This is a genomic window from Streptomyces sp. NPDC023481 (genome assembly GCF_055560195.1).
Genome location: NZ_JBVHJE010000019.1, coordinates 1 through 22,968 on the forward strand (window position 1 = coordinate 1; position 22,968 = coordinate 22,968).

General features: G+C 73.1%; 17 protein-coding genes and 1 pseudogene. 11 read left to right on the forward strand and 7 right to left on the reverse strand.

Annotated features, from left to right (window positions below; translation table 11 throughout):
• The first annotated feature begins 288 nt into the window (after window positions 1–288).
• Entirely contained in the window at window positions 289–858 is a 570-nt protein-coding gene (locus ACZ3ZD_RS30550; RefSeq protein WP_467404293.1) for an NUDIX hydrolase, read from the forward strand.
• A gap of 89 nt (window positions 859–947) precedes the next feature.
• Here the strand turns inward: ACZ3ZD_RS30550 and ACZ3ZD_RS30555 are convergent.
• Both ACZ3ZD_RS30555 and ACZ3ZD_RS30560 read right to left on the reverse strand, forming a co-directional pair.
• Window positions 948–2,393 (reverse strand): annotated as a pseudogene (locus ACZ3ZD_RS30555) (NF041680 family putative transposase).
• Between the two features lie 442 nt (window positions 2,394–2,835).
• Window positions 2,836–3,651, reverse strand: coding sequence for a helix-turn-helix transcriptional regulator (locus ACZ3ZD_RS30560; protein ID WP_467404297.1), 816 nt, complete (start codon window positions 3,649–3,651; stop codon window positions 2,836–2,838).
• A gap of 72 nt (window positions 3,652–3,723) precedes the next feature.
• Here ACZ3ZD_RS30560 and ACZ3ZD_RS30565 point away from each other — a divergent pair, with 72 nt between their 5' ends.
• From ACZ3ZD_RS30565 to ACZ3ZD_RS30575, 3 genes are all read left to right on the forward strand, one after another.
• Window positions 3,724–4,440, forward strand: a complete 717-nt coding sequence (locus tag ACZ3ZD_RS30565; protein WP_467404300.1) for an SDR family oxidoreductase — start codon at window positions 3,724–3,726, stop codon at window positions 4,438–4,440.
• 285 nt (window positions 4,441–4,725) lie between these two features.
• Window positions 4,726–5,835 carry a ribosome small subunit-dependent GTPase A gene (gene rsgA, locus ACZ3ZD_RS30570; RefSeq protein ID WP_467404303.1) on the forward strand — a complete coding sequence of 370 codons (1,110 nt, stop codon included), beginning with the start codon at window positions 4,726–4,728 and terminating at the stop codon, window positions 5,833–5,835.
• Window positions 5,836–6,061: 226 nt separating this feature from the next.
• Window positions 6,062–7,276 (forward strand): GDSL-type esterase/lipase family protein, encoded by a 1,215-nt coding sequence (locus tag ACZ3ZD_RS30575; protein ID WP_467404305.1) that lies wholly within the window; start codon window positions 6,062–6,064, stop codon window positions 7,274–7,276.
• 21 nt (window positions 7,277–7,297) lie between these two features.
• On the opposite strand, the gene ACZ3ZD_RS30580 is transcribed toward ACZ3ZD_RS30575, so the two are convergent.
• Entirely contained in the window at window positions 7,298–8,290 is a 993-nt protein-coding gene (locus tag ACZ3ZD_RS30580) for a helix-turn-helix domain-containing protein (RefSeq protein WP_467404307.1), read from the reverse strand.
• A gap of 412 nt (window positions 8,291–8,702) precedes the next feature.
• Between ACZ3ZD_RS30580 and ACZ3ZD_RS30585 the strand changes: the two genes are divergently transcribed.
• Window positions 8,703–10,040, forward strand: coding sequence for a protein phosphatase 2C domain-containing protein (locus ACZ3ZD_RS30585; RefSeq protein ID WP_467404310.1), 1,338 nt, complete (start codon window positions 8,703–8,705; stop codon window positions 10,038–10,040).
• Between the two features lie 462 nt (window positions 10,041–10,502).
• Complete coding sequence (locus tag ACZ3ZD_RS30590) at window positions 10,503–10,976, forward strand: ATP-binding protein (protein WP_467404311.1); 474 nt, start codon at window positions 10,503–10,505, stop codon at window positions 10,974–10,976.
• Between the two features lie 66 nt (window positions 10,977–11,042).
• Here the strand turns inward: ACZ3ZD_RS30590 and ACZ3ZD_RS30595 are convergent, their stop codons facing one another.
• Together ACZ3ZD_RS30595 and ACZ3ZD_RS30600 are read right to left on the reverse strand one after the other, a co-directional pair.
• Entirely contained in the window at window positions 11,043–12,083 is a 1,041-nt protein-coding gene (locus tag ACZ3ZD_RS30595; protein WP_467404315.1) for a DUF2637 domain-containing protein, read from the reverse strand.
• Between the two features lie 246 nt (window positions 12,084–12,329).
• Window positions 12,330–13,172, reverse strand: coding sequence for a (2Fe-2S)-binding protein (locus ACZ3ZD_RS30600; RefSeq protein WP_467404317.1), 843 nt, complete (start codon window positions 13,170–13,172; stop codon window positions 12,330–12,332).
• 179 nt (window positions 13,173–13,351) lie between these two features.
• Here ACZ3ZD_RS30600 and ACZ3ZD_RS30605 point away from each other — a divergent pair, with 179 nt between their 5' ends.
• The gene (locus ACZ3ZD_RS30605; RefSeq protein WP_467404320.1) at window positions 13,352–14,134 is read left to right on the forward strand and encodes a GntR family transcriptional regulator; all 783 of its coding nucleotides are present in this window, start codon (window positions 13,352–13,354) and stop codon (window positions 14,132–14,134) included.
• Between the two features lie 361 nt (window positions 14,135–14,495).
• Here ACZ3ZD_RS30605 and ACZ3ZD_RS30610 read toward each other — a convergent pair whose 3' ends face one another.
• Window positions 14,496–15,260: a hypothetical protein gene (locus ACZ3ZD_RS30610; RefSeq protein ID WP_467404323.1), complete on the reverse strand. Its 765-nt coding sequence runs from the start codon at window positions 15,258–15,260 to the stop codon at window positions 14,496–14,498.
• A gap of 176 nt (window positions 15,261–15,436) precedes the next feature.
• On the reverse strand, window positions 15,437–17,110 hold the full coding sequence (locus tag ACZ3ZD_RS30615) for a PucR family transcriptional regulator (RefSeq protein WP_467404326.1): 1,674 nt from the start codon (window positions 17,108–17,110) through the stop codon (window positions 15,437–15,439).
• Window positions 17,111–17,472: 362 nt separating this feature from the next.
• Here ACZ3ZD_RS30615 and ACZ3ZD_RS30620 point away from each other — a divergent pair, with 362 nt between their 5' ends.
• From ACZ3ZD_RS30620 to ACZ3ZD_RS30635, 4 genes are all read left to right on the forward strand, one after another.
• Entirely contained in the window at window positions 17,473–18,366 is an 894-nt protein-coding gene (locus tag ACZ3ZD_RS30620) for an FAD binding domain-containing protein (protein ID WP_467404328.1), read from the forward strand.
• Entirely contained in the window at window positions 18,366–18,938 is a 573-nt protein-coding gene (locus ACZ3ZD_RS30625; RefSeq protein WP_467404332.1) for a (2Fe-2S)-binding protein, read from the forward strand. The genes ACZ3ZD_RS30620 and ACZ3ZD_RS30625 overlap by 1 nt, the downstream gene beginning before the upstream one ends.
• 2 nt (window positions 18,939–18,940) lie before the next feature.
• Window positions 18,941–21,322: a xanthine dehydrogenase subunit D gene (gene pucD, locus ACZ3ZD_RS30630; RefSeq protein ID WP_467404335.1), complete on the forward strand. Its 2,382-nt coding sequence runs from the start codon at window positions 18,941–18,943 to the stop codon at window positions 21,320–21,322.
• Between the two features lie 152 nt (window positions 21,323–21,474).
• Window positions 21,475–22,929, forward strand: coding sequence for an NCS2 family permease (locus ACZ3ZD_RS30635; RefSeq protein WP_467404337.1), 1,455 nt, complete (start codon window positions 21,475–21,477; stop codon window positions 22,927–22,929).
• Window positions 22,930–22,968 lie beyond the last annotated feature (39 nt).

The following is a 22,968-nucleotide window of genomic DNA, read 5'->3' on the forward strand; positions in this document are numbered from 1 at the left end:
CACGGCCGGTTCCCCACACCTCACGAACGGCGGAATCGTCGTACTGGTCACGGCCGACCAGCACACATCCACAAGATCGTGTTACGAGCTCTAAGGCGGGAACAGTCCAGCTCCCGGTGGCCAACCCGCGTTGAGGGGGTTGCGGGACCGCCCGTCGCCCCGGATTTGAGATCGAAGCCGAACTCGCACTCCCGATCCGGCCCGTGCGAGTCTGGATCCCAGCGGGGGCATGCCCGAGAATGCGAGAAGGGAACACGAGTGCCATTTGCTGACGGAGAGCCCGATCCCGTGGGTGAGGCCAGGCCGAGTACCCACCAGCCGCCACTCCTTGTTGCGGCAGTTGCGAGGCGGGGCGATGAAGTCCTCGTTGTACGCCAGTACGGCCCGGATGGCCCGGATACAACGTGGGCCCTTCCGGGAGGCCGTTGCGAGCCAGGAGAGTTGGTGCTGGATGCCCTTCGGAGAGAAGTCATGGAGGAGACCGGACTTCATGTCGGGCAAGTGACCACGCTGGCCTACTGTGCTCAGCTGGACAATCCGACGCCGCACCATCGAGACCCCCACGAAATCCCCGCTCCTGGGACGACTGCGACCGTTCTCGCCTTCGAAGTGACGGTGGCGGACGGTACGCCTATCGTTGCGGACCCCGACGGATTCGTGAACCACGCCGAGTGGGTGCCCGCAGCGAAAGCGGCCCGTCTGCTGGAGCAGCATCCGTTCGTCTTCACCGGTTTGCCGGCAGCCTCACGAGTGGTCGCACCCCCCAGTGCCCCACCCCAGATTTGGCAGCTTCGGCGCGACGCGAGCGGGGCCGACAGGGTCTGTTCCGGCCCCGATTCACCGACTGATCTGCACTGACAAGGTGAGGCCGGGGCCGGTGAGTTCAGAGACCGGCCCCTCGCCTCGCTCGGCGCGCTGTCCGACACGCAGGATGCTCAGCTTGTTCTCTATGGTCTGAGTCGGTTTCGTTCGATGATGCTCTCGGGTCGTTTCACGGTCTCGCCCACGTCGTAACGGGAGGCGGGCCGCTGGTTCTTGGAGTCAAGTGACCTTTCAGGTCCGGGAGTTGCGGGTTTCGGTGCACAGGCCGGACAGTGCAGGTGCGGGCGGAGGTTCCGAAATCCCCGGCGGACTCGGGCCGGGGTGAGCCGGCCAGACTTGGCGGGCTTCTCCCACGGCCGTCGCAAGTCGACGGCGACCTCGCGCAGAAGGCGGATCTGAGTGTGGGCGGCGTTGATCAGCCAGGTCCAGCGCTCGCCGGCCTCGGGGGTTCGCAGTTTTGGGCGGGTCCACCCGAGGGTCTGCTTCATCAGCCTGACGAGGTGCTCGATGTCGGACCTCCTCAGGAAGGCCTGCCAGCGCACGTCGACGTCCTCGCTGTTCAAGCCGGTGGCGGACGACCAGAGCGGGAGCGGGTCGCCTCCGCCGGGCAGGCGGTCGATCTGGAGGCGGATCAGCGTGTCTTCGATGATGGGGAGTTCGCCGGTGTGGTCGATCCAAGCGGAGCGGGTGGTCAGACGGGGGTGGATGCGGTCCCAGGCATCGCGCGGGCGGTGCCGTACCGGTCGGTGACCTGCGTCGTGGTCGCGTCCGGATTGCCCCAGGTCTGCGGCTTGGCGAAGCGGAGCTTCTTGCCGTGCTTCGGCGGTCGCCCGCCCTGGTATAGGCCAGGGCGTACTCCTTGAGCGAGGGCGTCGGCCCTCGCATGACGCGGTCGGAGCGCATCCGCCTCAGCACCTCAACCGGGAGGCCGTCGAGGAGGTGGGCCATGCGCGGGGCGTCGTAGCCGGCGTCGAAGACGATGAGGATGTCGCGGTCGCCGAAGTGCCAGCGGCCCATCTCGATCAGGTCCGTGACCACACAGCGGAGTTGGGTGGCGGTGACCTCGGCGACGTCGTCCTCGGGTCCGAGACGGACAGTGTCCAGCAGCTGGCACCAGGACGTCCGGCCCGATTCGAGGGCGGCGACGAAGGAGAAGGGCCAGCCCTGGATGAACTGGTCCGAGGACCGTCCGCTGCGGCCGTAGACGTGGCAGAACAGGCGGTCCGCGCTGGTCGGCGCGTCGGGGCGAAGCCAGTTGCTGACGTCGACCGCCGGGACCAGGCGCCCGTCGGCGGCCCGCGGCATCGGCAGACCGGCCAGCAGCTGCCGCAGACGGGCACGTCCACGTCTCCGTGCTTCAACGCCTCGTACATCGCGCCGTGCCCACGCCGGTGCTCGGCCACCAGTGTCAGGTCCACCAGCGAGGTCACCGGCCTATCCGCACACAGCAGCGCCTCGGCCAGCTCGAACTGCTCGTCCCCGCGGGCGGTCAGACAGTCGAAGAAGTCGTCCCGGAAGCGTGACGCTTCGGCGAACGCTTTCCCCGGGACATCGAGGTGCGGCAGGCTCATCCCCACGGCCTTCGTTCTGGTTCGGTGCATTCCTTGATCGGAGTACAGAATCGGACGGGGGGCCGCCCACACGTCTGATGAACTTTCGCGTGGGGGAGCCAGTTCGACGGACAATTCGACACTACGGAGCTCGGGAGCTCAGGCAACCCGCTTGAAGTCGTGGCTGAAGGGAGCGGTAGTCAACGGGACGTGGTGGCTCACACAGGGCGACACCCCGATCGGCGAGCTACGGCAGTACGCAATTGATCAGCCAACGTTCCTCTGCCACTTCATCCCGGGGCCCGGATGGGAAGGGGTCCGTGCGCTGTTCGAGAGCTGGGCGGACCTACACGGCCCGGACCCCGACGGCTCTCGAACAGCGCAGGCCATCAAGCCCATCATGGACCTCGGCCTAGAGGGATCGCTCCTCGGCTGCCGGGTCACGGTGAGCGCGTCTTCCGTTTCAGGTCGTCTGCCTGGTCAGTCTGTGCAGGGCCCGCGAGGCGGGTGATCCGGGGTCGGCCGTGATCAGGACGACTTCCTGGTCCTCCTCGGGTACGAGCAGGACGTCACAGTTCAACCGCAGCGTGCCGGCTTCCGGGTGGTCGATGGTCTTGGTGCGGTGCCCGGGAGCGTGGACCGGACGTGCCTGCCAGATCTGCCGGAACTCCTCGCTGCTGGCGTGCAGTTCGGCCAACAGGGCGGTCAGCTGCGGGTCCTGGGGGTAGCGGTCGGCGGCCCGGCGCAGCCGCGCCACCACGATGTGCCCGAACTCCTCGGCGCCGGTGCTCTCGTACATCCGTCCCTGGCCCAGGAAGCGGCGCCGGGCCAGGTTTGTCGTCCCGCCTGCGAGGTCGCCGCCGAGCAGTGCCTGGGCCAGGGGGTTGCAGGCGACGACGCCGTACGCCGCGTCGGTGACGATGGCAGCGGTCCGCGGCAGTCGCTCCAGCATCCGGGCCACGTGCGGGCGTACCCGCCGCACGACGTTGCCGCCGGGCGGCGCGCTCGATCCCGCCAGGCGGAACAGGTGGCTGCGCTCGGCCGGTGTGAGCCGCAGCGCCTGAGCCAGCGCGTCCAGGATCCGGGCCGACGGCCGCGGTCCGCGGGCCTGCTCCAGCCGCGTGTAGTAGTCGACCGACATGTGGGCGAGGTCCGCCACCTCTTCGCGGCGCAGGCCCGGCGTGCGGCGGGCGGTGCCCGTCGTCGTCAGGCCGATCTCGTGCGGGCGCAGGCCCGCCCGGCGGTCCCGCAGGAAGCGGGCCAGTTCCTGCCGCGCCATGCCGCCTCCTGCCGCCTGCCTGGTACAGGTTGTCCCTGGCGGGGCGCCCACCGTCAGGGGACCGTAGTTGCCATGAACGATCGCACAGCTCTGGTCACCGGTGCCAACAAGGGCATCGGCAAGCACATCGCCCGGCTGCTCACCGCCGAGGGCCTCACCGTGTACGTGGGTTCACGCGACCGGGGGCGCGGACAGCGGGCCGTCGAGGAGATCGGCGCCGGCGCCCGGCTGCTGGTCCTCGACGTGACGGATCCCGACGGCATCGCCCAGGCCGCGGCTCAGGTGGACCGCCTGGACGTGCTGGTCAACAACGCCGGCATCGCCCCCTCGCCGGCCTCGCCGGCCGACACCGGCGTCGAGGAGTTCCGGCGCGCATACGAGACCAACGTGTTCGGGGTGATGGCGGTGACCAATGCCTTCCTGCCCGCACTGCGCCGGTCCCCGCACCCGCGCATCGTCAACATCTCCAGTGGCACCGCGTCGCTGACCTGGAGTACGCACCCCAATCCCCAGTTCACCCCGGGAAGCGGTGGCGCCGCCGCCTACCGGTCGTCCAAGGCCGCCCTCAACGCCCTCACCGTCTTCTACGCCCAGACGCTGGCCGAGGACGGCTTCAAGGTCAACGCGCTCGCCCCCGGCCTGCGGGCCACCGACCTCACCCCCGGGGCCGCCGCTGCCGGCGACGACCCGGCCGAGGCCGCCCATGGTGCCCTCCGCCTGGCCCTGCTGCCGGACGACGGCCCCACCAGTGGCTTCTTCTCCTGGGACGGAACGCCCGTGCCCTGGTGAATGGGCCCGCCTCGCTGCCTGGGACCCCACCCCGGCTATCTGCGCGGGCTGTAAATCGGTGGCACCGGGGCGGCTGTCGCTCTAGTGTGAGGACCGCTTCGCGCGGCGGCCATGGGTCGCCGCAGTCGGCTGAGTGAGGAACGGGAGGTGTGACCGATGGCTGTCTCTGCGATGGGCGTTGCCCGCAACCAGGTGATCATCCACTCCACCTCCGTGGCCGCCGGCTGACCTTTCCCACAGCGCACACGTGCGCGGAGCCGGGGCCGCCCTTGTGAAGGGTCCCCCTTGAACCTCTCCTCTCCTTCGGCTTCTTCCGCTTCGTCGCACCCTCTGGCCCGCTATGGCTGGGACGAGCACTGGGAAGCCGAGTTCGCTCCCTGTGCCGAGCAGAACCTCGTGCCCGGCCGCGTCGTCCGGGTCGACCGCGGCCAGTGCGACGTCGTCACCGCGGACGGAGTCGTCCGCGCCGACACCGAGTTCGTCGTGCCCCGCGATCCGATGAAGGTCGTGTGCACGGGGGACTGGGTCGCCGTCGACCCCGACGGCGACCCCCGGTATGTGCGGGCGTACCTGCCGCGCCGCACCGCGTTCGTCCGCTCCACCTCCTCCCAGCGGTCCGAGGGGCAGATCCTCGCCGCCAACATCGACCACGCCGTCGTCGCCGTGTCCCTCGCCGTGGAACTCGACCTCGGCCGCGTCGAACGCTTTCTCGCCCTCGCCTGGGAGTCCGGCGCGCAGCCCGTCGTCGTCCTCACCAAGGCCGACCTCGTGCCGGACCCGGTCACCCTGGCCCATCTCGTGCAGGACGTGGAGACCAGCGCGCCCGGCGTGCCCGTCCTCCCGATCAGCGCCCTGCACGGCGACGGCCTGGACGTGGTCGTCGCGCTGGTCGGCTCCGGTACGAGCGTGCTGCTCGGCCAGTCCGGCGCGGGCAAGTCCACCCTGGCCAACGCCCTCGTCGGCACGGACGTCATGGACGTGCGGGCGGCCCGGGACGTCGACGGCAAGGGACGGCACACCACGACTACCCGCAACCTGCTCGCGCTGCCCTCCGGCGGGGTGCTCATCGACACGCCCGGGCTTCGCGGTGTGGGCCTGTACGACGCGGAGACCGGCGTCGGGCAGGTGTTCTCCGAGATCGAGGAACTGGCCGAGCAGTGCCGGTTCCAGGACTGCGCGCACGAGACGGAGCCGGGGTGCGCGGTGCGGTCCGCCGTGGAGAGCGGGGAGCTCCCCGAGCGGCGACTGGACAGCTACCGGAAGCTGGTCCGGGAGAACCGGTGGATCGTGGCCAAGACCGACGCACGGCTCCGTGCGGAGATCCGACGGGACTGGAAACGGAAGGGAGCGGCCGGGAGGGCGGCGATGGAGGCGAAGCGGGGTCGCTGGGCGTAGGTGTGGTGCGCGGGGCGGGCGCCCGGGGAGCAGTTGCCAATCGGGCTCCTTCCCCCTCTTCTTCGGGTCGATGACCCGACCCGGGCCCCGCCCCGTGGTGGCCGCGTTGCGCCGAGTGGGTGGTTGGCTCCCGGTGTTCCGGCGGCGCGGGCCGGCCGTGTGGCACCGTCGGCTCGACGGGCCACGGGGGCGGTCCCCGACGGGACCCGGGGAAGGGCGGGCAGACATGGGCAGGGTCGTTCGGGTCCTCGCGGTCCTCCTCCCGGCGCTGCTGCCGGGCCTGACGGCACCGACCGTCGCCGAGCCGGCCCCGCTGCCCTGGACCGGCAGCTGGGAGACCGCCCCCTCCGGAACCGCGGCCGCGCTGCCCGGAGCCGCCGTCCGCAACGTCGTCCACCTCAGCGTCGGCGGTGTCGCCGTCCGCGTCCGGCTGAGCAACCGGCTCGGCACCAGGCCGCTGCGCCTCGGCGCGGTCACGGTCGCGCTGCGCGGGGCCGGCCCCGCCGCCGTACCCGGCACGCTGCGCACCGCCACCTTCCACGGCGCCCCGGAGACGACCGTCCCGCCGGGCACGGACACCGTCACCGATCCGGTGCCGCTGTCCGTACGGGCCGGGGCGGACCTGCTCGTCACCGTCTACACACCGGACGACTCCGGGCCCGCGACCTACCACCGCACCGCCCTGCAGACCAGCTATCTGACCCGGGCCGGCGCCGGCCGGGCCGCCGACGAGGACGGGGGCGGGTACCCGGCGACCACCAGCCGCTGGTACTACGTCACCGGGGTCGACGTCCGCGGGACCGCCGCCGGCAGCGTCGTCGCGTTCGGGGACTCGCTCACCGACGGCAACGGCTCCAGCCCCGACACCAACCGCCGCTGGCCCGACCGGCTCGCCGCGCGGCTGTCCCGGCACGGGCTCGGTGTGCTGAACGCGGGCCTGGCCGGCAACCGGCTGCTGCGCGACGGCACCGGACCGAGCGCCCTGGCCCGCCTGGAGGCCGACGCCCTGGACCGGGCCGGGGCACGGGTGCTGGTCGTCTTCGAGGGCATCAACGACATCAAGGGCGTCCCGTGGGCGAGCGACCCCGCCGCCTTCGCGGACGCCTACCGCACCCTGGTGGCCCGTGCCCACGCCCGCGGCATCCGGGTCGTCGGCGTCACCCTCACCCCGTACCTCGGCTACCCGGCCTGGACCGCCGCCGGCGAGGCGGTACGGCAGCGGGTGAACACCCTCATCCGCACCGGCGGCCTCTTCGACGCGGTCGCCGACGCCGACGCGGCCGTCCGGGACCCGGCCGACCCCCGGCGCATCCTGCCCGCCTACGACCCCGGCGACCATCTGCACTTCGACGACGCCGGCATGGCCGTCGTGGCCGACACCGTGCAGCACGTCCTGATCCGCCGGCCGCTCCGCTCCGGGCGGCCGGGCCACTCCGGGTGAACCACTGCGCCCGCATCTCCGTCAGCCGGCGTCGTCCCGGGTCACCCAGCCCCGTTCCCGGGCGTGCCAGCCCAGTTGGAGGCGGGTGGTCGTGCCGGCCAACTCCATCAGACGGCGCACCCGGCGCTGCACGGTCCGCAAGCCCAGGTCGAGCTGCTTGGCGACGCTCGCGTCGGTCAGGCCGGCCAGCAGCAGCGAGAGAACCTCCAGATCGATGGCGTCGGGGCCGTCCGGCTGCTGCTCCGTCACCCCCGAGGCGCCCAGCCGCAGCGGCAGCGCCTCCCGCCACACCGACTCGAACAGCCCGCCGAGCAGTTCCAGCAGCCCGTCGGCGTGCACCACCAGCGCGGCCGGTTCCGCCGTCCGCGAGGTCAGCGGTACCATCGCGAGCGAACGGTCGGCCACCACCAGCTTCGTCGGCACCCGGTCCACCACCCGGACCCGCTCGTCCCGGCCGAGCGCCGCCGTCAGCTCGGTCAGCCCGTCCGGCAGGTCCAGCACCGAGCGCTCCACCACCACCCGGTAGCGCACCCCGCGCCCGGCCGCCTGCTCCTCGGCGTCGTTCTCCATGCCGGACACCACCACCGGGTTGCCGGTGACCAGCGCGCACACCTCCTCGGTCGCGCCCAGCTGGAGCTGGAGGAAGCGCTGGGCGACCGCGGAGGCACCGGTCACCACCTCCACCAGGTCGTGCACGGCCGGCTCGGCCACCGCCGCCGCCCGGTACTCCTGCGCGAGCAGCGCCGCCGCCAGCTCCGCCTTCTCCAGCTCGTGCCGCTGCTGGGCGAGCAGCGCGCCCAGCGCCACCCCGGGCGGCGCCGCCACCCAGCGGCCCGGCCGCGCCGGGGACTGGGCCGCGAGCCCGTGCCCCTCCAGCCGGCGCAGCACCCGCTCGGTGTCCTGCTCGGCCAGGGTCAGGCGCCGCGCCAGGTCGGCCACGTCGGCCGCGCCCACGGACACCAGCGCCCGGTACGCCGCCTCGTGCGCCTCGTCCAGTCCCAGCGCTGCCAGCATCGATCTGCGTCCCTCTCTGCGAAACCGCCACGGAAGCGGCACGCCCTGGCGGAAACCGGCCACGGCGCAAACCCGCCGCCGCACATCATCGCCGTACCGGTGGCGGCTCTGCCAGGGTTGCAGCACCGAGGAGCGCGCGGCCGTGTACACGTTTCACCGCCGTGCCCCGTTTCGGTCCGGGGCCGTGGCCCGGGCCCGCACGTGCGCGAGCGCACGGAGGGGATACGGGGCCGGGCCACCTCGGTCGCCGCCGGGTGGTCCTCCCGTGGGGGGTGGGGCCGCCCGGCGGCCACCAGCCGTCACTCGTACGGGAGTTCACTGCCTCACTCGACGCGCGGATCGGCGCGCCCGATGCGCCGGATTTTCCCGATGCCCCGGTTTACCACGGCCTGTGCGGTGGACAATCGGGGGCATGAACCAGCAGGGGGGACGACCCGCCCGTCACGAGGACGACTGGTGGGGGCAGCTGTACGACGACTCACCCCAGGACACGGGTCCCACGGCGGCGCCCGATTCCCTGGACGACCGTTTCGCCTCGGCGCGGAACGCGGTGGCGAGGCGCTCCACGGACACCACGGACACCAGCGACACCACAGAGACCATCAGCACCAGGGACACCCTTGAGTCGGCGCCACCCGAGCCCTCACCCCCGCAGCCCCCACCGGCGGCCGTGCCGCCGCAGCGGACGGCGCCGGAAATCGTGTCCGAGCCCGACCGCGTCTCCGAGCCCGACCCCGTGTCCGACCCCGAGCCCGCCCCCGTACCGGAGCCGGCCCCCGTCTACGTCGGCTCCGGGCCGCCCACCTACGACCCCGAGCCCACCGCGCTGCCCCTGGCCGACCCGGACGGCCTCGGGGAACCGGTCGCGGACACCGTGCTGGACGGCGCCCGGTACGGGACGTGCACCCTGCGGGCCGTGTCGCTGCGCGGGGACTCGGCCCGTTACCGGGGCGAGCCGCGCCGGGACGCGCTGCTGACCGCGCGGTTCGGGGCGGGCGAACAGGCGCTGGTGCTGGTCGCGTTGGCGACCGGCGCGCGGGGCGTGCCGGTCGCGCACCTGGCGGCGGCCCAGGCGTGCCGGTGGATCGGGCAGGCGGTGGGCCGCAGCCACCAGCGGCTGGTGGAGGACCTGCGGGCGGCCCGGCGCGGCGACCTGAAGGCCGGTCTGCACCGGCTCACCGACCGCGCCCTCGGCAGGCTCCGGGCGAGCGCCGCCGAACAGGGCCTGGACCCCGGGGAACCCACGGCGAGCCTGCGCTGTCTGCTGCTGCCGGCCGACCCGGGCTGCCGTACCCGTGTGTTCTTCGGCGTCGGCGACGGCGGTCTGTTCCGGCTGCGGGACGGCGCCTGGCAGGACATCGAGCCGCGTACCGTGCCCGACGACGGCGCCGACGCCCCCGCCGCCGGTTCCGCTTCCCCGCCGGAGCGCACCCCCGGGGGCGACCGGCTGACCATGGACCTCGGCATCCCGGCCCCGCCGAGCCCGTTCGAGCCCGCCGAGCCGGAGCCGTGGCCGCCCCGCGAACCGTTCCGGTTCCGGGCCTCGGTGGCCCGCCCGGGTGACGCGCTGGTGATGTGCTCGGCGGGCCTGGCCGACCCGCTGCGCGGCGAGCCCGCCCTCGGCGCCCACCTGGCCCGTCGCTGGTCCGGCCGCACCCCGCCGGGTCTCGCCGCCTTCCTCGCCGACGCCCAGGTGCGGGTGAAGGGCTACGCCGACGACCGTACGGCGGCCGCCGTGTGGGAGGCCTGACGGCGGCCCCGAAGACTCCGGGACGCTGCGGGTCCGATCCCGCGGGTACGGAAAGGGAGCGGACCGACGACGCCCATCCCGACCGCGCCGCCGGCGCCCGGGCACGTGCCGCGTACAGGGTGCGGGTGGAGAAGTCGAAGCGGCTCGCCGGGGCGCCGCCGTGCCCCGGTCGTAGGGGGGTGGTTTCGGCCAGTTTCACGGGACGTGACGGCGCGGCGGCAGCCGGTGCCGGAGGCGCCCGGACCGCTGTGACGGGGCGTCCGTGGCCTCCAGCGGCGCCCGGGGAGCCCGAGGCGGGGTAGCGGCACGGCGGGGCGGCCGGACGGGGCGGGGTGCGGACATGGCCGAACCGCCGGTCATCGGGCATACCCCAGGACTGGCCCTGAGCGTGCTGGGCAAGCATCCCCCCGTGAACGTGTTCGACCAGGAAGGGCAGGGACCGGCGGCGTGCGGGCGGGGGTCATGAAGAGGCAGGCACGAGGGGGCGGTCCCTTGACCGCAGGGGCCTTCTCGGCGACTACGGGGGAAGAGACCGACACCATCACGGAGCACGCACTACGGATGCGGCGCACACTGGGCCGGGCCGACCTCAGGGCGGTGCCGGAGGCCCGCCGGGCGCTGCGCGAACTGCTGCGGCACTGGGGCAAACCGGGCCGCTCGGAGATTGCCGAACTGCTCACCAGCGAACTCGTCACCAACGCGCTCGTCCACACCGACGACGACGCCGTTCTCACAGCCGTCGTGGAGGACGGCGAACTCCACGTGGAGGTACGGGACTTCGTGGCCCGCAGACCCGAGCCGAGAGCGTGCGCCACGGACGACGACACCCACGGCCGCGGCCTGCTGCTCGTGCAGTCCCTCGCCGACGCCTGGGGCGTACGACCCCATGGCGTGGGCAAGTCGGTCTGGTTCCACCTCGACGCCGACGCGGCCTGACCGACGCCGGGGCCGGGGGCGGGGTCGTGCGGGTGCGCGCCCCGGCCCCCGGGGCGTGGTCCGTGGTCAGCCGAACTGCTGTTCCAGGTCCTTGAGTTTGCGTTCCAGGGAGTCCAGGCGGGGCAGGGCCATGGTGTCGTCCTCGGCGGTGAGGTCGACGGTCACCGGTTCAGCCCCGGTGGGCACCGGCTGAAGGGAGGGGCGAGCGCGGACGGGCAGTTGGTCCGCGCCGGCTATGGCAGGCTCCGCGGTCGCCGGCGCCGGTCCACGCTCGACCTGGACCTCGACCTCCCGGCCGGCACCCCGGCCGGCGAAGCCGCGGTGGCCCCGGCTGATCGCCTTCAACTGGGCACGCTCCACGCGCTGCTGGTCCCGCCGCCGCTGCCGGGCCTGCTCCTTCTGCCGCTTGTCCTCGCGGACCTCCTCGACGGCCTCGTCGAGGCTGCGCACGCCCTCAAGGAGCATCAGCGACCAGGCCCTGTAGGTCTCGCGGGGAGCCCGCACCCAGCGCACGATCCGGATCTGCGGCAGCGGACGCGGCACCAGGCCCTGCTCGCGCAGCGCGGCCCGGCGGGTCTGCTTCAGCGCGCGGTCGAACAGCACGGCGGCCGACAGCGACATGCCGGAGAAGAACTGCGGCGCACCGGCGTGCCCCGCGCCGCGCGGCGCGTGCACCCAGTTGAACCAGGCCGCGGCGGCCGCGAACAGCCACACCAGTATCCGGGAGCCGAGGGCCGCGTCGCCGTGGCTGGCCTCGCGCACCGCGAGGACGGAGCAGAACATCGCCGCGCCGTCCAGGCCGAACGGCACCAGGTACTGCCAGCCGTCGGTCAGCCCGAGGTTCTGCTCACCGAAGCCGACGAGGCCGTGGAAGGACAGGGCCGCCGCCACCGCCGCACAGCAGAACAGGAGGACGTAGGACGCCGTGCCGTAGACGGCCTCCTTGCGTCTGCGCCGCTCCTCGCTGCGTTCCCAGGAATCGTCCGCGCTCGCGTTCTCCCCGGAGGAGCGCTTGCCGCGCGCGAGCACCGCCACCGCCGCCAGTACGCCCAGGAGCAGTACGGCGCCCGGAAGCAACCAGTTCAGCGATATGTCGGTCAGTCTCATCAGGGGTCCCTTGCATGGGGATAGGGCGTAACGCCCGCCATAGTGGCCCACTCCCGAGGCCCCTCAGGGGGTTTCGGGGCAAGAGGCCGCCAAGAAGGTGCAAGGGGATGCCCGGGACGGCGTTCTGCTCGAACTGCCGCGTGAGGGGCGGGAGCTGAGTTCGAGTAAGACTACCCGTACGGATGGTTCCTCGGAAAGTTCCCGTGACGAGTGGGGGAGTTGTGCCTCACTTGGCGGGGTGGCCCTTCAGGCGGCCGCGGACACCGCCGTGCCGGCGAGCCGTTCGCGGGCGCAGGTGCGCGGGCAGGTGGCGCAGACGTCCTCCGGGCGGACGGTGTAGAACATGCAGCAGCTCACCCGGTCCCGGGTGCGCACCGGCGCGTCGTCCGGCCCGGTCGGCGTCCGGAACCCGGCGGAACCGGCGTACGGCAGGGTTGCCCCCGGCAGCAGCAGCCCCAGCTCCCGCTCGGCCCGCGCCGCCTCCCGCTCGCCGAACTGCCGGGCGACGTACCACAGCCCCTCCACGACCTCGTCGGTCGCCATGCCCCACAGCGCGCGCCCGCGCCGCCGCATCCGCGGCCCGAAGGCGGCGAGCACCGGCTCCAGGTGCTCGGCCACGGCCGCCCGCACCTCGGCCCGCAGCGCCTCCTCGTCCGCCACGACGACCGTGCCCGGCAGCGCGGCGGACGGGTCGCCCGGCAGGCAGGCCAGGGAGACGGGGCGGCGTACGGCCATCCGGCCGGCGGTGCGGTCGTAGGAGACGTGGGTCGCCGGCAGCCGGGGCACCCGGCGGTGCAGGAACCACGGGACGGTGATCAGCAGGCAGGCGGCCCAGGCGTAGCGGTGCAGGCCGAAGCTCGCGACGACGTCCGGGCGGGCCGGGCGGCCGTAGTCCCGCACCACCTGGGCGGCGTCCCAGGCCAGGAAGGCGTCCAGCTCCGCGCCGCCCGCCGCGAGGTCGGCGGCGGCGGTCCAGCCCGCGCCCACGGGCGCCTCCTCGTCCGGGCCCAGCTCCGTCACGGCCAGGCCCGGGAAGGCCGTGGCGAGGCGGTCGTACGCGGCGGTGAGCGGCGTGGCCGCAGCGGGCATGGCGGAACCATCCTCCTCGGACGCGTCCGCGCGCGCGGACCGGGCTGAACAGGTAAGCCTTACCTTACTCGGAGGTCGGTGGAGTTTGAACTGCCGCCCACTGCGCCTATGGTGCTTGACGGACAACCGACAACCCGTCGTCAATGACCCCAAGTGCCGACAAGCCGCCAGGAGGACCCGTGAAGCAGGGCGTGCAGGGCTCCCCGGGCGCGCCGGCCGCCGGGGTGCCGCCGCAGCAGAGTCCCGCCGCGGACTGGGTACGGGAGCGGGACGCCGCGGTGCCGGGCGCGGCGCGCGGCGAGCACACCCACGGCGAGCGGCCGGTGGTCCAGCCGCGCGAGCCGCGGGCCGCGGTGCAGCGGTCCTCGGTGCGCGGGCAGATCCTGGACGCGCTGCGCACGGCGCTGGTCACCGGCGAGCTGAGGCCGGGCGAGGTGTACTCGGCGCCGGTGCTCGGGGAACGCTTCGGCGTCTCGGCCACGCCCGTGCGGGAGGCCATGCAGCAGCTCGCGCTGGAGGGCGCCGTCGAGGTCGTGCCCAACCGCGGCTTCCGGGTGGTCGAGCGGGGGGCGCGGGAGCTGGCCGAGTTGGCGGAGGTGCGCGCGCTCATCGAGGTGCCGGTGATGCTGCGCCTCGCTCGTACGGTGCCGGCCGGCCGGTGGGCCGAGCTGCGGCCGCTCGCGGAGGAGACGGTACGCGCGGCGGCCTCCGGCTGCCCGGCGGTGTACGCCGAGTCCGACCGCGCCTTCCACCGTGCGCTGCTCGCCCTGTGCGGCAACGAGCAGCTGGTGCGGATCGCCGAGGACCTCCACCGCCGCTCGCAGTGGCCGCCGGTCCGCCGGGGCAGGGCCGAACTGGTCGCCGACGCGGCCGAACACACGGCGCTGCTCGACGCGTTGACCGCCGGCGACGTGGACGTGGTGCGGCGGCTGGTGGCAGAGCACTTCGCAGGCGCGACCTGACCCACGACCGACAGCCCACGCCGGAACCGGCCGCGCGCTCCCGGGCGTACGGCTTCCCGCGCCGACCCCGGCGGTTCGCTCCCGGCCGTATGGCTTCCGTCGGCCCCGGCCCCATGCCCACGCCGACCCCGGCGGTTCGCCCCCGGGCATACGGCTTCACGCCCCGCCCTCGGCGGTTCGCCCGCGGCCGTATGGTTTCCCGCCCCGCCCCCCGGCGGTTCTCTCCCGGCCGTATGGCTTCCCGCGCCGCCCCCGGCGGTTCGCCCCCGGCCGGACGGCTTCCCGCCCCGCCCCCCGTGGCACCCGCCCGAGCCGGGAACAGGCCTCCCCCCCCGGCCCCGGCCGGTGTCCGTCCGAGCTGCTACGCCGTCGCCGCCCCCGGCGTGGGCGGGGCCAGTTGGTGGGCCAGCCAGGTGGGGACGCCTCCCAGGAGGCGGAAGAGGCGGCCGGCCTCCTCGCGCAGGCGGGACGCCTCGGGTTCCTCCTCCGTGTCGGCCAGGGAGACCAGCGCGGGCGCCGTGCCCACCAGGTAGCCCAACTCCTCCCGGATGCGCAGGGATTCGGCGAAACCGTGCCGCGCCTGCGCCAACTCGCCGTCCCGCAGCGCGAGTCCCGCGAGATGGCGCCAGGTGAAGGACAGCAGCAGCGGGTCGGCGTTGGTCATCGCGGCGGCGTGCGCGCGGCGGAACGCGGCGAGGGCCGCCTGCGGGACGCCGGCCAGGTTCTGGGCCACCAGCCCGCGCCGGAAGTCCAGCAGGGCGCGCCCCGGAGCCCCCGGCGGGATCAGCGCCGCCGCCCGGCCCAGCGCGGCCCGCGCCTCGTCGGCCCGGTCGCGCACGCCGAGCAGGGTGGAGGCGTAGGCGAGGTAACCGCGTTCGCAGGCGGCGGCCCCCCGCTCCTCGTCGCTGTGGGCCAGCGCCTCCGCCGTACGCAGCGCGTCCTCCGCCTCCTCCCAGCCCCGTTCGGTGTACAGACACCGTTCGCCCAGCAGGGCGGCCCGCTGCAGCGCCGGGGCGGGACGGTCGGCGGGCAGCAGGGCCGCCGCGTCGGCCCAGCAGGCCCGGCTGCGCAACCGCCATACCGCGGTCTGGAGCGGATCGTCACCGGTGGTTCCGTTACCAGACATGGCGGTATGCGCCACGTTGCCCTCCCCGAGCACGCCATCGAGCTGTTGAGTGGTGGCGGCATTCCAGCACCAATCGCGGGGCCCGGCCAAGAGGGTGGGTGAAAGATTTCACAAAGTGGGGGGCGCGGCCGTGACCGGTTCTCGCCCTCGCGCGGCCCCGCCGACCTCCCCTGACCTCAGCTCATGCGCAGCGCGAGGAAGAAGTCGAGCTTGTCCTCCAGGCGGGACAGGTCGCGTCCCGTCAACTGCTCGATCCGCCCGACCCGGTAGCGCAGCGTGTTGACGTGCAGGTGGAGCCGGGTGGCGCAGCGGGTCCAGGAGCCGTCGCTGTCGAGGAACGCCTCCAGGGTCGGGATCAGCTCGGCCCGGTGCCGGCGGTCGTAGTCCTTCAGCGGGTCCAGCAGCCGGGCGGTGAAGGCGCGGCGGACGTCGTCCGGGACGAACGGCAGCAGCAGCACGTGGCTGGCCAGTTCCTGGTGGCCGGCCGCGCAGACCCGGCCGGTGCGGGCGGCGGCGACCCGGCGGGCGTGCCGGGCCTCCTCCAGGGCGCCGCGCAGGCCCTCCGCCGAGTGCACGGCCGCGCTGACGCCGAGGGTGAGCCGGCCGTCGTCGTCGAGGCCCGCCGACAGCGGCTCGCGTACCGACCGCAGCAGGGCGTCGGCGAGCAGGCCGGTCTCCGAGCCGTCGTGCTCGGTGGCGACCGCGGGCAGCGGGACCAGGGCGACCGCCTCGTCGCCGGTGTGCGCGACGGCGATCCGGTCGGACGGCTCGGGGCCGGTCGCCAGCGGGTCGACCAGCACCTCCTCCAGCAGAGCCTGGGCGACCGGGCCGCCGTCGACCTCGTCCCCGTCCCACTCCACCCGGGCCACCACGACCTGCCAGTGCGGGGCCGCCCCGAGGCCGGGCAGCAGCACCGGCGCCGCCACCCGCAGCCGGGCGGCGATCTCGGCGGGCGCGGCGCCCGTCCCCACCAGCTCCAGCACCTCCTGGGCGAGCCGGCGCCGGACCGTGCGGGCCGCGTCCCGGCGGTCCCGCTCGACGGCGATCAGCTGGGTGACGCCCTGGAGCAGGTCCAGGCGCTCCCCGGGCCAGTCGCCCGCGTCGGCCTCCACCGCCAGCAGCCAGTCCGACAGGACCGTCTCGCGCACATCGCGGGAGGCCTGCGGGGAGCGGCCGGAGGAGCGGATCGGGAAGAGGGAGTACGGGGTGCCGTGCAGCTGGACCCGGTAGGGGCCGCGGCGGCCGGTGCGGGTGGCCGCCAGGTGCTCGGCGGCGAGCCGGGCGCAGGTCTCGGCGGGCAGCGCCGGGCCCGCCGCCTTGGAGCCGGCGATCAGCCGGCCGGTGGGGGAGAGCACCCACGCGCGCAGGTCGAGGTCGGAGCCGAGCAGGTCCAGGACCACGTCCGGGCCGCCGCCGGCCGGGCCCGAGGTCATCATCCGGCGGTGCCGGTCCACGACGGCCGCGAGGTCGCCGGCCCGCTCGCCGGAGACCTGCCGGACCACGTGCTCGGTGATCGTGGCGAACGCCACCGACTCGTGCACCGCGAACAGCGGCAGCCGGTGTCGGGCGCAGGCCAGCACCAGGTCGTCCGGGATGTCGCCCAGCTCGGCCTCGCCGGCCGCGAGGGCCGCGACGCCGGCCTGTACCAGGATCCGTACGAAGGGCTCGGAGTCGTCGGCGTCCCGGCGCCAGGCCAGGCCGGTCAGCACCAGCTCGCCGCCGGAGAGGTAGCGGCTCGGGTCGCGCAGGTCGGTGGTCATGACCCCGCGGACCGTGCGGTCCAGCTCGTCCTCGCCGCCGAGCAGCCGCAGGCCCAGCGCGTCGGTGTCCAGCAGTGCGCGCAGCCGCATCTCGTCGCCGCCGTTCTTTGTCTCGAAACCTACGATGGATCTTCGGGGGCCGGGCGGGAGCCACCCCGCGCCGCCCGGAACCGGACGCCCGGGGGGCGCCGTCCGCGGTCTCCGGTCTGTTTCGCGCGTTTCCCCAGGAAAACGGAGAGGTTGCCGATGACCCCCGTTCATACGAATCTACAAGATGCTCACCCTGGCCAGCGAACTCCTTCATGGTTTCGGTGACTGACCCCGCCGGAGTACGCGGCGGTGTACTGAGTGCACTCCACGTCAACACGACATGAACGAGCCGGGCCCGCCGCACACGGATTGGCTCAATCCGCACGACTCCAAGAGCACCGAGACGAAGAAGAGAGCCGGTCATGGACTTCCTTCGCCCCGCCAGCTGGGAGGAGGCGCTCGCCGCGAAGGCCGAGCACCCCACCGCTGTGCCGATTGCGGGTGGCACCGATGTGATGGTCGAGATCAACTTCGACCACCGCCGGCCCGAGTACCTCCTCGACCTCAACCGCATCGGCGACCTCTCCGAGTGGGAGGTCGGGGAGGACACCGTACGGCTGGGTGCCTCCGTGCCGTACACGCAGATCATGGAGAACCTCCGTGCCGAGCTGCCGGGCCTCGCGCTCGCCTCGCACACGGTCGCCTCCCCGCAGATCCGCAACCGCGGCGGCGTCGGCGGCAACCTCGGCACGGCCTCGCCCGCCGGCGACGCCCACCCCGCCCTGCTCGCGGCCGGCGCCGAGGTCGAGGTGGAGTCGGCGGCCCGCGGCACCCGGCTCATCCCGATCGACGCGTTCTACACGGGCGTCAAGCGCAACGCGCTCCAGCCCGACGAGCTGATCCGCGCCGTGCACGTCGAGAAGGCCGACGGACCCCAGCAGTACTCGAAGGTCGGCACCCGCAACGCCATGGTCATCGCCGTGTGCGCGTTCGGTCTCGCCCTGCACCCGCGGACCCGGACCGTGCGCACCGGCATCGGCTCGGCCGCACCCACCCCGGTGCGGGCCAAGGCCGCCGAGGAGTTCCTGAACGCGGCACTGGAGGAGGGCGGCTTCTGGGACAACGGGAAGATCGTCACCCCGTCGGTCGCCAAGGAGTTCGCGGCCCTGTGCTCGGCCGCCTGCAACCCGATCGACGACGTCCGGGGCACCGCGAGCTACCGCCGGCACGCGGTCGGCGTGATGGCCCGCCGGACGCTGACCTGGACCTGGGAGTCGTACCGCGGCGCCCGCCGCACATCCGAGGGAGCTGCGTGATGCGTGTCAACTTCACCGTCAACGGACGTCCGCAGGAGGCCGACGACGTCTGGGAGGGCGAGTCCCTGCTGTACGTCCTGCGCGAGCGCCTCGGCCTGCCGGGCTCGAAGAACGCCTGCGAACAGGGCGAGTGCGGTTCCTGCACGGTCCGCCTGGACGGCGTACCGGTCTGCTCCTGTCTGGTCGCGGCCGGACAGGTCGAGGGCCGCGAGGTGGTGACCGTCGAGGGCCTCGCCGACTTCGCCAGGCAGCGCGCGTGCGGCACCGGCTCCTGCGGCACCTCGCTGGACGAGACCAAGGGCTGGCAGGCCAAGGGCGCCGACTCCCGGACCGGCGAGGACGCCGAACTGTCCCCCGTCCAGCAGGCGTTCATCGACGCGGGCGCCGTCCAGTGCGGCTTCTGCACCCCCGGGCTGCTCGTCGCCTCGGACGAACTCCTCGAACGCAATCCGAACCCGACCGACGCGGACATCCGCGAGGCGCTGTCGGGCAACCTGTGCCGCTGCACGGGCTACGAGAAGATCATGGACGCGGTCCGCCTCGCGGCCGCCCGCCAGTCCGAGGGGGTCTGAGCATGCCGGCCAACGGCGCACCCACGAAGATCACACAGGGCTCGCAGACCAGGGGCGGCATCGGCGAGTCCACGCTCCGCCCGGACGGCACCCTGAAGGTCACCGGCGAGTTCGCGTACTCGTCCGACATGTGGCACGAGGACATGCTGTGGGGCCAGATCCTGCGCTCCACCGTCGCGCACGCCGAGATCGTGTCCATCGACACCTCCGAGGCCCTCGCCATGCCGGGCGTGTACGCCGTCATGACGTACGACGACCTGCCCACCGAGGTGAAGAACTACGGCCTGGAGATCCAGGACACCCCGGTCCTCGCGCACCGCAGGGTCCGCCACCACGGCGAGCCGGTCGCGATCGTCGCCGCCGACCACCCGGAGACGGCCCGCCGCGCCGCCGCCAAGATCAAGGTCGACTACAGGGAGCTGCCCGTCATCACCGACGAGGCCTCCGCGACCGCCCCGGACGCGATCCTCGTCCACGAGAACCGCGACGACCACCACATCGGGCACGTCCCGCACCCCAACATCGTGCACCGCCAGCCGATCGTCCGCGGCGACGTGGCGCGGGCCCGCGAGCGGGCCGATGTGATCGTCGAGGGCGAGTACACCTTCGGCATGCAGGACCAGGCCTTCCTCGGCCCCGAGTCCGGCCTCGCCGTCCCCGAGGAGGACGGCGGCGTCCACCTCTACATCGCCACCCAGTGGCTCCACTCCGACCTGCGCCAGATCGCGCCCGTCCTCGGCCTGCCCGAGGAGAAGGTGCGGATGACGCTGGCCGGCGTCGGCGGCGCGTTCGGCGGTCGCGAGGACCTGTCGATGCAGATCCACGCCTGTCTGCTGGCGCTGCGCACCGGCAAACCGGTGAAGATCGTCTACAACCGGTTCGAGTCCTTCTTCGGGCACGTCCACCGCCACCCGGCGAAGCTGTACTACGAGCACGGCGCCACGAAGGACGGCAAGCTCACGCACCTGAAGTGCCGGATCGTCCTGGACGGCGGCGCCTACGCCTCCGCCTCCCCGGCTGTCGTCGGCAACGCCTCCTCGCTCGCCGTCGGCCCGTACGTGGTGGACGACGTCGACATCGAGGCCATCGCCCTCTACACCAACAACCCGCCCTGCGGCGCCATGCGCGGCTTCGGCGCGGTCCAGGCCTGCTTCGCCTACGAGGCGCAGATGGACAAGCTGGCGAAGCGGCTCGGCATGGACCCGGTGGAGTTCCGCCGGCTCAACGCGATGGAGCAGGGCACCCTCATGCCCACGGGCCAACCCGTCGACTCGCCCGCCCCCGTCGCCGAACTCCTGCGCCGCGTCAAGGCGATGCCCATGCCGCCGGAGCGCCAGTGGGAGTCCAGCGAGGGCGCCGACGTACGGCAGCTGCCCGGCGGCCTGTCCAACACCACGCACGGCGAAGGCGTCGTACGGGGTGTGGGGTACGCGGTCGGCATCAAGAACGTCGGCTTCTCCGAGGGTTTCGACGACTACTCCACCGCCAAGGTGCGCATGGAGGTCGTCGGCGGCGAGCCGGTCGCCACCGTGCACACCGCGATGGCGGAGGTCGGCCAGGGCGGTGTCACCGTCCACGCGCAGATCGCCCGCACCGAGCTGGGCGTCGCCCAGGTGACCATCCACCCTGCCGACACCCAGGTCGGTTCGGCCGGTTCGACGTCCGCGTCCCGGCAGACGTACGTCACCGGCGGCGCCGTGAAGAACGCCTGCGAGCTGGTCCGCGAGAAGGTCCTGGAGATCGGCCGGCGCCGGTTCGGCTCCTACCACCCGGCCTGGGCCACGGCCGAACTCCTGCTGGAGGGCGGCAAGGTCGTCACCGACGCCGGCGAGGTCCTCGCCGACCTCGCCGACGTCCTGGAGGGCGAGGCCGTGGAGGTCGAGGAGGAGTGGCGGCACCGGCCGACCGAGCCCTTCGACCTGCGCACCGGCCAGGGCAACGGACACGTCCAGTACTCCTTCGCGGCCCACCGCGCGGTGGTCGAGGTCGACACCGAACTCGGCCTGGTCAAGGTGATCGAGCTGGCCTGCGCCCAGGACGTCGGCAAGGCGCTCAACCCGCTCTCCGTCGTCGGCCAGATCCAGGGCGGTACGACCCAGGGCCTGGGCGTGGCCGTCATGGAGGAGATCGTCGTCGACCCCAGGACGGCGAAGGTCAGGAACCCCTCCTTCACGGACTACCTGATCCCCACCATCCTCGACACGCCGACCATCCCGGTCGACGTGCTCGAACTCGCCGACGACCACGCCCCGTACGGGCTGCGTGGCATCGGCGAGGCCCCGACCCTGTCGTCCACCCCGGCCGTCCTCGCGGCGATCCGGAACGCGACCGGGCTGGAGCTGAACCGCACTCCGGTAAGGCCCGAGCACCTCACGGGTACGTGAGCCTTCGGGGATCCGATCGGTGATCTCCCTGGGGGGACTCCCGTCCCCCCAGGCCCCCTGTTCGTCTCGGGCCGTCCCCCGGGTCGTCCAATCCCAAATCCCGTGCCGCACGACGCCGTACGGGTGCCCCTGTGAACCTTGGGAGTTGGCCCATGACCCAGCAGTCAGTGGAGCCGAGAACCGCAGCCGACGACGCGGGTGACGGCACCCGCGTCCCGGCCGGGCGGTCCTGGCTCGACCGGTACTTCCACATCTCCGGACGAGGATCCACGGTCGCGCGTGAGGTGCGCGGCGGCATCACCACCTTCATGGCGATGGCGTACATCCTCCTGCTCAACCCCCTCATCCTGTCCGGCAAGGACGCGGCGGGGGACACGCTCGGCCAGAAGGCGCTGATCACCGCGACCGCGTTCGCGGCGGCCTTCACCACGCTGCTGATGGGCATCGTCGGCAAGGTGCCGCTCGCCCTCGCCGCCGGCCTCTCCGTCTCCGGCGTCCTGTCCTCGCAGGTCGCCCCCAACATGACCTGGCCGCAGGCCATGGGCATGTGCGTGATGTACGGCGTGGTCATCATGCTGCTGGTCGTCACCGGCCTGCGCGAGATGATCATGAACGCGATACCGCTCGCGCTCAAGCACGGCATCACCATGGGCATCGGCCTGTTCATCGCCCTCATCGGTTTCTACAAGTCCGGCTTCGTGCACCAGGGCAAGGCCACCCCGGTCACCCTCGGCCCCGCCGGTCAACTCACCGGCTGGCCGGTCCTGCTCTTCGCCGGCACCCTGCTGCTGATCTTCATGCTGCAGGCCCGCAACGTCTCCGGCGCCATCCTCATCGGCATCGTCTCCGGCACGGTCGTCGCCGCCGTCCTCAACGGGCTCGGCGTCATCGCGCCCGACCAGTGGGCCAACGGGGCGCCCGAGCTGCACGGTGCGGTCTCGATGCCCGACTTCTCGCTCTTCGGGCACGTCGAGTTCGGCGGCTGGGGCAAGGTCGGCGCGATGACGATCGGCATGATCGTCTTCACCCTGGTGCTGGCCGGCTTCTTCGACGCGATGGCCACCATCATCGGCGTCGGCACCGAGGCGAACCTCGCCGACGACCGGGGCCGCATGCCGGGCCTGTCCAAGGCGCTGTTCATCGACGGCGCCGGCGGCGCGATCGGGGGAGTGGCGGGCGGCTCCGGCCAGACGGTGTTCATCGAGTCGGCCACCGGTGTCGGCGAGGGCGCCCGCACCGGCCTCGCCTCCGTCGTCACCGGCCTGTTCTTCGCGGCCTGTCTGTTCTTCACACCGGTCACCGCGATCGTCCCGCCGGAGGTCGCCTCCGCCGCCCTGGTCGTCATCGGCGCCCTGATGCTGATGAACGCCCGGCACGTGGACTGGACCGACCGCGCCACCGCCATCCCGGTGTTCCTGACCGTCGTCCTGATGCCGTTCACGTACACCATCACCACCGGTGTCGCCGCGGGCGTCGTCTCCTACACCGCCATCAAGACGGCCCAGGGCAAGGCCCGCGAGATCGGCGCCTTCATGTGGGGTTTGACCGCGGTGTTCCTGGTCTACTTCGCCCTCCACCCGATCGAGAGCTGGCTGGGCGTCCACTAGGGCCGCCCCCGCCCGCAGTCCTTCCCGCAACCCGTGAGG

Excerpts from the sequence above, each read along its gene's own strand:
- ACZ3ZD_RS30560 (WP_467404297.1), bottom strand. The coding sequence starts at position 3,651 with ATGGCGCGGCAGGAACTGGCCCGCTTCCTGCGGGACCGCCGGGCGGGC.
- ACZ3ZD_RS30565 (WP_467404300.1), top strand. The coding sequence starts at position 3,724 with ATGAACGATCGCACAGCTCTGGTCACCGGTGCCAACAAGGGCATCGGC.
- ACZ3ZD_RS30575 (WP_467404305.1), top strand. The coding sequence starts at position 6,062 with ATGGGCAGGGTCGTTCGGGTCCTCGCGGTCCTCCTCCCGGCGCTGCTG.
- ACZ3ZD_RS30580 (WP_467404307.1), bottom strand. The coding sequence starts at position 8,290 with ATGCTGGCAGCGCTGGGACTGGACGAGGCGCACGAGGCGGCGTACCGG.
- ACZ3ZD_RS30585 (WP_467404310.1), top strand. The coding sequence starts at position 8,703 with ATGAACCAGCAGGGGGGACGACCCGCCCGTCACGAGGACGACTGGTGG.
- ACZ3ZD_RS30590 (WP_467404311.1), top strand. The coding sequence starts at position 10,503 with ATGAAGAGGCAGGCACGAGGGGGCGGTCCCTTGACCGCAGGGGCCTTC.
- ACZ3ZD_RS30595 (WP_467404315.1), bottom strand. The coding sequence starts at position 12,083 with ATGAGACTGACCGACATATCGCTGAACTGGTTGCTTCCGGGCGCCGTA.
- ACZ3ZD_RS30600 (WP_467404317.1), bottom strand. The coding sequence starts at position 13,172 with ATGCCCGCTGCGGCCACGCCGCTCACCGCCGCGTACGACCGCCTCGCC.
- ACZ3ZD_RS30610 (WP_467404323.1), bottom strand. The coding sequence starts at position 15,260 with ATGTCTGGTAACGGAACCACCGGTGACGATCCGCTCCAGACCGCGGTA.
- ACZ3ZD_RS30615 (WP_467404326.1), bottom strand. The coding sequence starts at position 17,110 with ATGCGGCTGCGCGCACTGCTGGACACCGACGCGCTGGGCCTGCGGCTG.
- ACZ3ZD_RS30620 (WP_467404328.1), top strand. The coding sequence starts at position 17,473 with ATGGACTTCCTTCGCCCCGCCAGCTGGGAGGAGGCGCTCGCCGCGAAG.
- ACZ3ZD_RS30625 (WP_467404332.1), top strand. The coding sequence starts at position 18,366 with ATGCGTGTCAACTTCACCGTCAACGGACGTCCGCAGGAGGCCGACGAC.
- pucD (WP_467404335.1), top strand. The coding sequence starts at position 18,941 with ATGCCGGCCAACGGCGCACCCACGAAGATCACACAGGGCTCGCAGACC.
- ACZ3ZD_RS30635 (WP_467404337.1), top strand. The coding sequence starts at position 21,475 with ATGACCCAGCAGTCAGTGGAGCCGAGAACCGCAGCCGACGACGCGGGT.